Origin of the sequence: Novosphingobium sp. SG707, from assembly GCF_012275515.1 — a bacterium.
GTDB lineage: Bacteria > Pseudomonadota > Alphaproteobacteria > Sphingomonadales > Sphingomonadaceae > Novosphingobium.
This window is the reverse complement of sequence record NZ_JAAZQL010000001.1, coordinates 133,121-145,238: the sequence shown is the minus strand read 5'-3', so window position 1 is coordinate 145,238 and position 12,118 is coordinate 133,121. Positions and strand designations below refer to the sequence as shown.

Here is a 12,118-nt window from a genome sequence, read left to right as displayed (position 1 = left end):
AAAAGTTTATAGGGAAAAGATTATTTGAGCGCGGGCTGCTCCCACAGGTTCAGCCTTGTACCGATCCCCTGGGCCATGGCGCGGCGATAGACCTGCGTGCCCCAGGCGACGTCTTCGACGGCCATGCCGCCGATCGAGAGCATGATAATGTCGTCATCGCTGGTCCTGCCGGGCGCCGCGCCTGCGACAATGGCGCTCAGATCTTCGAGCGAAGCGGCGGCAAGGCGCCCTTCATCGACCAGATCGAACCAGCGCACCCCGATGGCCGGGATAAAGCGGTGGACCGGTTTGGGCATTTCCTCGCGATAGGCTTCATACAGGCCGGTGAAATCGAGCACCTTGCGGATGTCATCGCCCTCCATGGCCGCATCGATGTTGCAAGGCGCGGGCATGGAAAGGAAAGTGCCGGGGCGCACCCATTCACGCCGGACCGTGGGATAGATGGCCGGATCACCCGTGGGCACCGAGGCGCAGAAAGTGGCAATATCGCTGTCACGCACCGCTTCTTCGTCGCTGCCCACCACGCGGACATGGAGCTGGGGGAAGGTCTGGGCGACCCATGCGCAGAAGGCATCGACATTGGCCTGTCCGCGCCCCTTGATTTTCACGGTATCCAATGCGGGGCATGTGGCCATGAAGGCTTCGAGCGAGGTGCGCGCCATGACGCCGGGGCCGACGATGCCGACCACGCGCGAATCCTTGCGGGCCAGATGGCGCGCGCCCACGCCCGGAATGGCGCCCGTGCGATAGGCGGAAAGCAGATTGGCCGACATATAGGCCAGCGGCGCCCCGGTATCGGCATCGTTGAGCACGAAGGTCAGAATCGAACGCGGCAGGCCCTTGTCGCGATTGTCGATGTTTGAACCATACCATTTCATGCCCGCCGTGCGAAAGCGGCCGCCCAGATAGGCGGGCATGGCCATGAAGCGGCGGTCGGTCGTGGGCTTGGGCATGGCGGGAAAGGGCGAGGCTTCGGGAAAAACGATGATGGCGCCATGCTGGTTGTTATTGCCGCCCGCCATGCGGTAATCGCCATGGTGCAGCAGGGCGAACATCTCTTCCATCGTGTCGACGCAGGCGGCTATGTCGGTCACCCCCGCACGGATCATGTCGGGTTCGGAAAGATAGAGGAAGTCGATCCTGGGCAGCTTTGCAGAAGCGGCCTCCATTTCGCAGATCATCGGGTCAGACACAGGCACTCCCCATATTCCGTCAGGTGTATTCGTCGGCCATCAAGTGGCCCAACAGGGTGGGCGCGGTAAATTGCAGGCGGGGATTGACGTTTTGCAGATTCGGCCACATCCTTTCTTTTCCTTATGCCCGACATTGCTCCCCCCGAACCCGCCGCGCCTCCTTTCAGGGGTAGTCAGGCCACGATCCGCATGTTGTTTCTGGTGGCGCTGTTTTCTGCGCTGGAGGATGTGGGCAAGCGTATCGACCCCTTGCTGCGCGATTACGGCATGTTTCGGGAGCAGCTTGAAACACCGTATGATTTCGTGCCTTTGCACCGCTATATCGGGCTGCTGGAGGCCGCGGCGCAGAAGTTTCAGCGGCCCATGCTGGGGCTCTCGATGGGGGCTACGTTCAGCCTTGCGGATCTGGGCCCGTTCTATGCTCTGCTGCGCGCGGCCGGGTCGCTGCGCGGGGCGCTGGATTATCTGGTTCTGTTTCAATCGCGTTTGCAAAGTCGGACTCTGTTTGACAGCCGGCGCGAGGGCGAGACCACGATCTACAGCTATCGCATCGAGGATCCCTCGATCTGGCCACGGGTGCAGGATGCGGAATTTGCCATAGCCAGCTATGTCGCGCTGATCCGTCAGTTGACCTCGACGCGCTGGGCGCCGGTGGCCGTTCATTTCGAACATGCCATCGCCGGGCGAACCGACGCCTTGCATCAGTTTTTCCGTGCGCCCGCCATCGGCAATCAGGTGGCCAATGCGCTCGTCCTGCGCAACGAGGACCTCGACAAGCCTTTGCCCAGCGCGATCCCTTCCGAAGACCGCAAGCTGCGCAATATTCTGGAATGGCATCTCCTCTCGCTGATGGGGCCGGAGGCGACACCGGCGGAGAGTTTTGTGACGCTGACCCGCGATATCATAGGGCGTTGGCTTGGGCGCACGCATGTCGATTGCGCGTCGGTGGCGGCTGAGATGAAACTGTCGGAACGTTCGCTTCGTCGGCGGTTGGCCGAAGAGGACACATCTTTCCGCGACCTTTTGCAGCAGGCGCGGCAGGAGCGCGCGCAGACATTGCTGTCCAAGACGGGCATTTCGCTGACGGTTGCGGCCGAGCAGCTTGGCTATGCCGACACAGCCGCCTTTTCCCGCGCTTTCAAGGAATGGACCGGGGTTTCCCCCGGCCGCTTCCTGCGCAAGGATGGTTGATTTACCAGCCGCTCAACACTTTGCCATCGGCCAGTTTGACGGTCTTGAGCATTCCTCCCGGTTTGCCGTTGCGCAGCGGGTAGAAAACGATGTCGACCTTGTCGCCTGCTTTCAATGTTTGATAATTCCAGCCCGCATGGGTCATCAGGTTTGGGCTGCTGCATTCCAGAGCATAGGTTGTCTGTCCGGACTGAACCATCACGAAAGCGTGGGGATTGGTCCAGGTGAATTTGGTGACCAGCATTCCGTCCAGTTCAACCTGTTTGGTCTGGTCAAACATGGCAAAGGAATGGTGCGCCGCAGCGGGTTGGGCCGCGATCATCGCGGTTGCCCAAAGAATTGCGGAACAAAGCTTCTTAGTCATGGGGCGAGGTTTCCTTTGGAAAAGACGTCAGAACAGCACGTCGAGCGTGAAGCCGATCCAGCGACCCAGGAAGATCACCGCCGTCCACAGCAGCAGCGAGAGAACACCGGCCGCGCGGGCGGCAAAGGGCGGGGTGGCGTCTTCGTCCCATTGGTCGATCGTGCGCTGGGTCGAGACATGGAAAATCGCCATGTTGATCCCGGCGGCCGCAATCATCAGCAGCTTGAGGCGAAATTCGGTATTGGCCGCATAGGCCATCGCATTCGAGGCGAACAGCAGCCCGCCCGAAATAATCGCCAGCCCAAAGGCGACCCAGGTAAAGGGCAGCAACTCGGTAATCAGCCGGTTTGTGCTGCGCCGATGCGAGGCATAGCCGACCAGCCGCAGATCGACGATGAGAATGGTGCCAAAGACCAGCGTGATGGCCAGCACATGCAGCGATTCCAGCAGCGGAAAGGCATTGACGTTTTCACGAATGGCATTCGAAAGCGGCAGATCGTAAATCTGCTGAAGCGTGGTTTGCAGGGTCATGGTGAAGGCTCCCCCGATATTGTTGTGCAGGATGTGGGCGGCGCGGGGCCGTCAGGTATAGGCGATGAAGCGGCCGCAGAAGATCACCGCAATCCACACCGCCAGCAGGAGCCATGAAATGGCCTTGGCCGCGGGCGGGGCATCTTCGCGCAGCAGCGGGCGGCGCAGCAGGACCGTTGCCGCAAAGGCGAAAAGTACCAGAGCCATCTTGGCCCAAAACACCGTATTGCCCAGCGTGCGGGCCGGTTCGGCCACGATCAGCACGACACCACTGAGCAACAGCACGACCAGCGCGCGCCACAGCCACGGCAGATAGCGGCGAACCACATTGCCCGCCGGTTCATCATTGGCCAGAACGGAGGCAAGGCGCAATTCAGATACCAGCGCCGAACCAACGACTACCGCAATGGCCAGAATATGGATGCTCTGCACCGTGGGAATGATCCACGTCGTCACGCGGAAGGTGCTGGAAATCGGCGTGGCATAGAGCCAGTCGCCAAACGATTGGACAAACATCGGCCAGGTCTCCCCTGATTGGCTTTCTTGTATTTTGATGGGAAATGGCCTGTGGGATTAGCGGGCCGGGCGCGGCAGGGGACGTTTGAAACCGTTGCAATACGGGAACAGGTCGCGGTGAAACGGCGCCGAAGCGCCGTTCTGTGCGGGATGCGCGGGATCAGGGGGAGGGTGTGGGGCGGTTCCGCTCAAAGTCTTGCGGCTTTGCCACCGGGGAGAGGTGCGGGGCATCTTCGGGCAGGATCACACCGGCGCGCACGGCATTTCGTGTCGCGGCGGCAAAACGGCGCGCATAGTTTGCATAGGTGCCGTAGAGCTTTCTCAACCGCGCGGCGGAGTAGGGCCGTTTCGAGTCATAGACGACGCCGCAGCCGGTTTCGAAATCGGTCCAATATTCCGCAGCGGGCACGGTGATCCAGGGTGGCCGGACGCCGCCCGTCGGGTTGCCGCTCCGCATATCGCGCACAACCCCATCGGCCGTGCGGGGCACGCGCGGCGCGCGCGGCATCGGGCGATGTTCGCGCACCCATAGGTCCATTGCATCCAGCAAGGCCGAGAAGGGCAATTCTGCGGGTTCATCATAGATGAACTGACAGCGCGGATCATCGGGTTTGCCGCGCCGGTTGGGCCATGGCTCGATCTCGCCCGTGCCCAGATCGGCGGCGCGCAGATGCGAGGTTCCCATGACCTCGTAATAGCGCAGCATCGGCGTGTCGCTGTCCGAGGGCAGGGCGATATGCTCCATCGCATCGTGGACGGTTTCCGATTGGCTGTAGACGGTTATAAAGGGCACATCGGGCGGCAGGCGGGTCGGCAGGCGCAGGGCCGCGCCCGCCACTTCTCCATAGGAGAACTTGCCCGTCATATAGGCGTCGATCAGCGGGCGCCCATCCGGCATCCGCCATTGCTGGTGCCTTCCCTGATCGAGATAATCAAACCAGACCTGTGCCTGAACCGCCCAACTGTTGACATAGACGCGCCGGACATCCAGCCCCGCAGTCGGCCCGCCGGGGCGATTGGTTTTCAGCAGCATGGCCAGTTCGGCGCCGATCCCCTGCGCCTGAGGCAGGAACGGATCGGGCAGACCGCCCCGTTGAAAACGCTGAGGATCGTAATAGCTGCCCAGCGGAGCATAGCGGGCATAGTCAAACCGGCGCATGAAATCGAAATTGACGATGGCGCCATATTGGCTCTTGCTCTCGTCCGTGGTGCCGGGGGGCGGGGGCGGAAATTTGGGATCGCTGACCGGGGTGTTGATGTTGAGCGTATAGCCGACAAAGGCAAAACCACGCCGCAGAAGATAGTCCCTTGTCAGGATCCATCCGGCGGCGCGCTCGCCAAACCAACTGAAGGGCTCGATGATGACCGTGCCGTTGAAATGCTTCGGGTCCACAGGTTTGCGGATCAGAAAGCGGGTGACATAGGGCGCCTGAGCCAGAATTTGGCCCTGCGCCGAAATGGCGGGCGCCACGCCGGAAAGGTAATATTCCTCCTCGACATAACCGGCGCTTTGCAGATCGGCATATTCGGTGCCCGCCCGCCGCGCCGATGACAAGGGCAGCATGCCGTCATCAGGCACCCGGATCGCGCTGGGCATGGGCAGCGCCATGGTCGACGGCTCTGCGCCTGCGGCAAGCGGACTGGTCAAGGCCAGTGCAATGCAGCCGTGCCGAAAAAGGCGGGCAAGCCGGTTGGGTTGTTTTGAATGTGGATGCATGGCGCTTATGTGCCTTTCTTGTGATCTGCCTTAGTCGATCCACGCGAAATCGGGCGTGATCGAACCCGTTTCAGTGACCGTAACCCAACCGTTTCACGCGCGGCTTAGGCGCGCATTTGCCCTAGGTTTGGCTCATCAGAACGCCATCAGGGAGAAAGCGGTGATGAAGGGTGATAGAAGATTGATGCGGTTCTTGCCGGCGGCTCTGGCGTTGTTGGCCGTGTCGGGATGCGGCGAGCGAAAGACTGAGGCTGATGCCCCAGCGAGAGCCCCCGCGCCCACACCGTTTCTGCCCATTGTATCGATCAAGGAACTGATGGATTCGACGGTCGATCCGGCGGCCGATGGCGTGTGGGATGCGGTGGGCACCATTTCCTCGGCCAAAGGCGTGGACCACCATCAGCCGCGCAATGACGAGGAATGGCAGGCCGTCCGCCGCCACGCCGTCACGCTGGCCGAGGCGATGAATGTTGTGATGATCGATGGTCGTCATGCCGCTCCTCCCGGAACCAAGGCAGGGCTGGGCGAGCAGGAGCCGGCCCGGATGGAGACTGCGATCAAGGCCAATCCCGCCCAGTTCAACCAGTTCGCCACCGCCACCCGCGATGTGGCCGTCGAGATGATCGGAGCCATCGACCACCGTGATACGCAGGCGCTGATGACTTTGGGGGGAACGCTCGATGATCGCTGCGAAGCCTGCCACGTCACCTATTGGTATCCCAATTCCCCCCGGCCTAAGACCTGAGCCGGAAGGCGGGGGCGCCATCGGTGCCCCCGCCTTGCACGATCCGGGCATCATCCGGTTGCTCTCATCGCAGGACGAGATCCACCCGTTGGGCATTGAAGGAAAAACCGGGCATGTAGCGGCGCAGGAATTGCGTCTCGACAGCCGCCTTTTCACTGGCCTTTTCCACTTTGGCCAAAGCGGCATCCAGCAGTTCCTCGTCGCGGCCAAAATCGCGGATCCCTTTCAGATCGGACCAGACGAGCCAGAAGGAACGCCCGTCATCGGCGATCCATCCCGGCGCGATTTGCGGGGCATAGGCGCGGGCTTCGCGGTCCCCTGCCGGGCACCATGCGGTATCCTCGTGGATCTGGCGCCATGGCCCCCACGGGTTGGGCGCGACCCACAGGCCGAAATAGCTGGGCCTGCCAAATTCCGTTCCGTCCGCCGCCACGCCGATCCCGGCGCTGGCCATCATGTAGCATCCCAGCGGCGCGTTATAGACCACGCTGGGCAGCCAGCTCTCGACGACCAGATCGCCGGGGAAGAGGTTGATGTAATTGACCCAGTCTTGCGGAAAGCTGTGGACCGGCTGCCGCCGGGCGATGTCGGCGGACCAGATGGCGCGGCCGCCCCGATCATGACCGGCAAAGAAGCGATAGGCTGATCGCTGAGTGATAGCGTCCGGTTTGACGCGAAAGAGCATGAGCTGGTTCATCAGCCCGTCGGTGCTGCCGTTCAGACCGTAGATATAGAGCCATCCGTCAGGCGCTGCGGGCTGTCCTCGCATCGGTTGAAGAATGCTGAGCAAGGAAAAGGCGCCATCTGCCTCATCGAAAAAGGCGAAGCCTTCGAGCGACTGTTGGTTCCAGTCTTCCCAGATCACCGGCGTTGAGCCATCGCGATTATGCCATGTTTGCCCATTGTCGGCGGACCAGATGAGCTTGGCCCCGGTCCAGCGCTGGGGCCTGTCGGTGGCATTGTCATGCGTGGCGACGAATTGATAGATGCGCGGGCCTAGTTGAATCACGCCGTGGCCGTAATAGCGCGCTGCTTCAGGCGGGCGGGCTGCGCGGTCAAGGTCGGGATATTGGGGCAGCATGGTGAAGCGCGCGTTTTCAGGATGGCCATCCATCGCCCAAAGGCGGGTGTTGTAAAACGCGATGGGCGGATCGGCCCAGCCGGGGCCGTCATTGACCACAACCAGTTGCGTGCCATCGGGCCGCAGCGTCATTTTATAGCCGTCGCCAAGGCCGCCAAGCCGCAAAATGGTCTGGTCGCGGCGGACAGCTTGAACAATGCGAGAGTTGGAGGCCCGGGCAATCCCTGATGGCAGCGCCAGTGCCGTCAGCGATTGGGCGAGGAAGTTGCGCCTGCTGGTCATGGCCGGTTCCTTTCGTTCAAAATCATGAACCCGGCCCGCCCATGGGGCAGGCCGGGCATGAGAGATCGTAAAGCGTCTGATTTCACTTAATTTCGTCGGAAGTTTTCATTTCCACGGTGCCGTCGGCCTTGACCTTGAGCAGGGGGTCATCGCGCTCGCAAAAATATTCCATCATTTCGTATTGACGGTTCCGCTTGTAGCCATAGGTGAAGCGATAGGGTTTGAGCAGCATCTTGGGGTCCTCGATGGTGATCTGGTCCTCCATCAACTCCGGCCCGGTGCGGCGGATGCGCTCGGTGATGGTCATCTCGGCGCTGTGCGGAATTTCGAAGAAGCGGACATCCTCTTTGACCCCGCGCGTGGTCAGGACCAGCGTATTGCCTTCCCAGCGGCCGGTGGTCAGGCCGTAGAAGGATGGCGTGATGTCATCCATCTTGGGTTGGGCACGGTTCAGATAGATGCGCCGGGTCTGCGTCAGAAATTCGGCCAGAACCGTTACACGGCCCGGCGTTTGCAGGATCTCGATCGGGAAAATGGCTCCCATGATCATGGGCATACCCTCGGGCATGCACTGCGTGCTGGGATCGACCAGCGGGGTGCCTGCCTTCAGGGCCGCATCGCGCTTGTCACGCAGGGCTTTCCATTGGGCGGCATAGGGTTCGCGCAGTTTCGGGCCATCGCCGGGCACCGGCAATTCGCGAAATGTGTTTTCCTCTCCGGCGAAGGGGTCGGGATAGAGTTCCCACACGCCGCTGATATCCTTGGGCGCAACTGTCCTGGCTTGGGGGGAGGGCACCCTGGCCTTGGCGGCCTGGGCCTCTACCGCACCGGCAAGCATCGCCGCCGCCATGGCCGCAGCATGCGCAAATGTCTTGAAACGCATCATATTCTCCCTGCGCGGCGTATTTTTTTGATTGCCGCATCCCGCTGATCGCGATGTCTGGGCCGGTCGGTGCAGGCCCGCCTGATACAGTTTACCAACCGCTGAGCGTGCGCCCGTCAGCCAGTTTTACCGTCTTGAGCATTCCTCCCGGCTTGCCGTTGCGCAGGGGATAGAATGTGACATCCACCACGTCGCCGGTCTTGAGCGTGCTGAATTTCCAGCCTGCCTTGCTCATCATGTTCACGCTGCTGCATTCCAGGGCATAGCTGGTGGTGGTGCCCCCGGCATTGACGCTGACCACCACGAAGGAATGCGGGTTGGTGAAGCGGAATTCGGTGACGGTGGCATGGGCCTTGGTTTCGATTTTCGTCTGATCGAACATTGCAAAGGAATGATGCGCCATCACCGGCGAGGCGACACCCAGAGCAAGGGCAAAAAGGCCTCCTGCCAAGGGCATCTTTTGGGTCATCGAAATCATCGGGAAAGCTCCTCTCGTGATGAGAAACGGTGGACCGATGCCGGGGGCGACCAAGGGCCGCGCGGCATCAAGTCCGTGCCGGTTTGTGGCGTGCACGTTTACGGGGTGTAACGCTGGCGAAAATGGGCGCGGGGGGCGACGGGATTACTGTTGCGAAACCGTTACACCTGCTGCATTTGCTTGGGTTATGACGGGTTTGCCTGCGGTCGGTCGCGCTTGTGATGATACGTTTCGGGTATTTAAAATTTGAAACAAATAGTGTAAATTTTAGCATATTGTTGAGTTTTGAAGGCGAGTGATTTCCCCATGTCGAGCGCTTCGCTTTCCCGTTCTCCCGCGCTCGATGCGCATTCGCAGGCCATGGATGCGGCGGTGGTGCGGATGCGCGCGGCGTTGGAGCGCACCCGGTCGGAAAGGCTCCTCGCGCTCTTCGATTATCTGGTGGCGCAGGCCGACGAGCCGACCGCTCCTTCTGAATCCCAGATTGCCGCGGCCGTCTTCATCGATGCGCGCAGCCCGGCCTATCGCCCGGATGCCAACGTGCGGGTCTATATCCACCGCTTGCGCAAACTCATCGAGGCCGAATTTGCCGCTCGGGATGGACCATTCCTGCGTCTGCCCGCCGGCACCTATCGGTTGGAACTGGCGGGCGAGGTTGGCGAGCCCGACGAGACGCCTGCCGAGAACAGTCCCGTAGATCCGCGTCCGCCTGCGCGGGCAAAAAGGGCGGCGTGGCTGCTGTTGCTGCTGGCGGTTATCATGGGCGCGGGCACGCTGGTCTGGTGGCAGCGTGACAGGGGAAATACGCTGGCCACGATCTCGCCATGGTCGGCGCTTGCAGGCAGCAACCGACCCGTGACGGTCGTGATGGGCGATTATTACTTTTTCACCGAAACGCCGCCCTCCGCCCCTGCGGAGCAGCCCTTGCGGGAGGTCTGGGATCACAGTGTGCCCACGCGGGAGGATCTCATCATCTTTCAGATGCTCAATCCGCAGAAAGCCGAAACGGTGACGGATATGGACCAGCATTACGTCACAGCCGCCACCATGACGGCGGCTGCCACGATCCGGGCGGCCCTGATGCGCGACGAGGCATTCCGCAACCGGGCCATCCGGCTGATAGCCGCATCACAATTGACGCCCGATGTCCTGAAGGTTTCCGACATTATCTACATCGGGCAAATGGGCGGGATCGGCACCTTGCTGCGTGATCCCCTGACGCAGGCGTCGCGTTTTCGCCTTGATGCCGGGCTGAACGGACTGGTCGATACGGTGGACGGCAAGCGCTATCAATCGGATGGGATGGAGCTTCACGACGAGCGCATCGCCCGGCGCGATTATGGCTATCTGGCCTGTCTGCCGGGACCGGCGGGCAATACGGTCCTGTTCATCGCTTCTCTTCACGATCCGGGCCTGAGCGAGATGGCGGAATTGAGCACGGATGCCGGAAGGATGCGCTCTGTGGCGCATGGGCGGATCGGATGCGGCGGCGGTTTTGAGGCCTTGTTTCAGGTGCGCACATTGGGCAGCGCCCATCTGGGTTCGACCTGGCTGCTCGATCGCCCCGCCAAGGTGCAGGGGATATGGGACAATTCCGCACCGGCGCCGGAATACTGGCTGAATGATGCGGCCTCCGCCCATTAGTCGCGCCTGCGGAACAGGCCGCAACTGGCACATTTCGGGCCGCTTGTGCAATGCACAGTGTGAAAAACCTATGGTGTGATGATGCAATGAAGATCATGCCTTTGAAAGCGGTGCTGGCCGCGATGCTCTTGTCGATGGGCCTTGCGCCGACACTTGTTCGCGCCGACGCCATTGAGGAACGTGTGCGGCAGGAAATGGCGCGGGGCGATGTGCCGGGCGTGGCCGTGGCGATCCTGCGCGATGGGCAACCCGTGCGTGTCGAAGGCTTCGGCTTTGCCAATATCGAGCATCAGGCGCCGGTCCATCCCGACACGCTGTTCAAGACCGGCGCCCTGGGCATGCAATTCACGGCCGCCGGGGTTTTGCTCCTGGCCGAGGAAGGCAAGCTCGATCTGGATGCTTCGGTGCGGCGCTATCTGCCTGAATTGCCGACAAGTTGGCAGACTGTCAGTTTGCGCCGGATGCTGAACCACACGTCTGGATTGCCTGCCACGCCCAATGGCGATTTCCGCGTGGAATATACCGATGCCCAGATGCTCGACATCATCGCCCATGAAAAGCTGAACTTTGCCGCAGGCTCGCGCTGGCGTTTCAGCTATGTCGATTATGTGGTGCTGGGGCAGGTGATGGCCCGTGTGACGGGGCAGCCTTATGCGCGCTATCTGGCCGACAAGGTCTTTGCCCCGCTGGGCATGACGCGCGCGCGCGGTATTGATGAAATGGCGATCATTCCCAACCGGGCGGCCGGTTATGAGCGGCGCGATGGCCATTTGCGCAATGCCGAATGGATTTCCGCAGCGGCCAATTCCACGGCCGATGGCTCGCTTTACCTCTCTGTACTGGATTATGCCGCATGGGCCGCCGCCTTGAGCCGACAGAGCCTGTTGGCCAAAGCCTCATGGGCGGCCATGGGCCAGCCCGCGCGTCTGGAGAATGGGGCAGCCTGCAACTATGGCCTTGGGTGGTATCAGGACGACAAGGCGTGGTGGCACGGCGGATCGTGGCAGGGTTTTCAGACCTTCTCGATCCGTTATCTCAAGCCGGAATTGACCGTCGTGGTGCTGGCCAACGGGGAAGGGGCGGATGCCGAGGCGCTGGCGCGTGATCTGGCCGGGCTGGCCGAACCCGCGCTGGTGCCGGCAAAGGCGGCCCCGATGGCCGAAACGGATCGGGACATGACCGCTCAAGTGGCCGCCTTGCTGGATGCTATTGCGGCCGATCGCGTGGCGGCTGGCGGCTTTACCGATTATGCGGACCTCGATCTGAAAGAATTGGTGGGGCAATATGTGACTCTGTTGCAGGGAGCAGGGCCGCGAGAGGAACTCGCGCTTTTCACCAAATCCACGCAATGTGGCGAGCCCTATTGGCGCTATCGTGCGCGCTATCGCGATCAGGTGGTCGAGGTGCGGCTTAGCAAGGCCGCCAATGGCAGGATCGATAATATGGAGATCGTGCCGGTTCGCGGGTGGGACGCACCGCTCTGACGGCGCCGC

General features: G+C 61.6%; 12 protein-coding genes. 4 read left to right on the top strand and 8 right to left on the bottom strand.

Going from position 1 to position 12,118, the window contains the following annotated elements; all coding sequences use genetic code 11:
• Positions 1–20: 20 nt before the first annotated feature.
• Complete coding sequence (locus FHW92_RS00605) at positions 21–1,193, bottom strand: tyramine oxidase subunit B (protein ID WP_349237618.1); 1,173 nt, start codon at positions 1,191–1,193, stop codon at positions 21–23.
• Between the two features lie 123 nt (positions 1,194–1,316).
• Here FHW92_RS00605 and FHW92_RS00600 point away from each other — a divergent pair, with 123 nt between their 5' ends.
• Positions 1,317–2,384 (top strand): AraC family transcriptional regulator, encoded by a 1,068-nt coding sequence (locus tag FHW92_RS00600; protein WP_168601290.1) that lies wholly within the window; start codon positions 1,317–1,319, stop codon positions 2,382–2,384.
• Between the two features lies 1 nt (position 2,385).
• Here the strand turns inward: FHW92_RS00600 and FHW92_RS00595 are convergent, their stop codons facing one another.
• The 4 genes from FHW92_RS00595 to FHW92_RS00580 form a co-directional block, all read right to left on the bottom strand.
• Positions 2,386–2,748: a DUF6152 family protein gene (locus FHW92_RS00595; protein ID WP_168601289.1), complete on the bottom strand. Its 363-nt coding sequence runs from the start codon at positions 2,746–2,748 to the stop codon at positions 2,386–2,388.
• A gap of 27 nt (positions 2,749–2,775) precedes the next feature.
• Positions 2,776–3,279: a DUF6644 family protein gene (locus FHW92_RS00590; RefSeq protein ID WP_168601288.1), complete on the bottom strand. Its 504-nt coding sequence runs from the start codon at positions 3,277–3,279 to the stop codon at positions 2,776–2,778.
• A 51-nt stretch (positions 3,280–3,330) separates the two neighbouring features.
• Positions 3,331–3,795 (bottom strand): DUF6644 family protein, encoded by a 465-nt coding sequence (locus FHW92_RS00585; protein ID WP_168601287.1) that lies wholly within the window; start codon positions 3,793–3,795, stop codon positions 3,331–3,333.
• Positions 3,796–3,955: 160 nt separating this feature from the next.
• Positions 3,956–5,443 carry an alpha/beta hydrolase domain-containing protein gene (locus FHW92_RS00580; RefSeq protein ID WP_246869847.1) on the bottom strand — a complete coding sequence of 496 codons (1,488 nt, stop codon included), beginning with the start codon at positions 5,441–5,443 and terminating at the stop codon, positions 3,956–3,958.
• Between the two features lie 385 nt (positions 5,444–5,828).
• Here FHW92_RS00580 and FHW92_RS00575 point away from each other — a divergent pair, with 385 nt between their 5' ends.
• Positions 5,829–6,257, top strand: coding sequence for a cytochrome c (locus FHW92_RS00575; RefSeq protein WP_168601286.1), 429 nt, complete (start codon positions 5,829–5,831; stop codon positions 6,255–6,257).
• A gap of 64 nt (positions 6,258–6,321) precedes the next feature.
• Here the strand turns inward: FHW92_RS00575 and FHW92_RS00570 are convergent, their stop codons facing one another.
• From FHW92_RS00570 to FHW92_RS00560, 3 genes are all read right to left on the bottom strand, one after another.
• Positions 6,322–7,620, bottom strand: a complete 1,299-nt coding sequence (locus FHW92_RS00570; protein ID WP_210428319.1) for a DUF4185 domain-containing protein — start codon at positions 7,618–7,620, stop codon at positions 6,322–6,324.
• Positions 7,621–7,702: 82 nt separating this feature from the next.
• Positions 7,703–8,506 carry a hypothetical protein gene (locus tag FHW92_RS00565; RefSeq protein WP_210428318.1) on the bottom strand — a complete coding sequence of 268 codons (804 nt, stop codon included), beginning with the start codon at positions 8,504–8,506 and terminating at the stop codon, positions 7,703–7,705.
• An 88-nt stretch (positions 8,507–8,594) separates the two neighbouring features.
• Positions 8,595–8,981: a DUF6152 family protein gene (locus FHW92_RS00560; RefSeq protein ID WP_168601285.1), complete on the bottom strand. Its 387-nt coding sequence runs from the start codon at positions 8,979–8,981 to the stop codon at positions 8,595–8,597.
• A gap of 306 nt (positions 8,982–9,287) precedes the next feature.
• On the opposite strand from FHW92_RS00560, the gene FHW92_RS00555 reads away from it, so the two are divergent.
• The gene (locus tag FHW92_RS00555; RefSeq protein ID WP_168601284.1) at positions 9,288–10,625 is read left to right on the top strand and encodes a helix-turn-helix domain-containing protein; all 1,338 of its coding nucleotides are present in this window, start codon (positions 9,288–9,290) and stop codon (positions 10,623–10,625) included.
• A gap of 86 nt (positions 10,626–10,711) precedes the next feature.
• The gene (locus FHW92_RS00550) at positions 10,712–12,109 is read left to right on the top strand and encodes a serine hydrolase domain-containing protein (protein ID WP_210428317.1); all 1,398 of its coding nucleotides are present in this window, start codon (positions 10,712–10,714) and stop codon (positions 12,107–12,109) included.
• Positions 12,110–12,118: the final 9 nt, after the last annotated feature.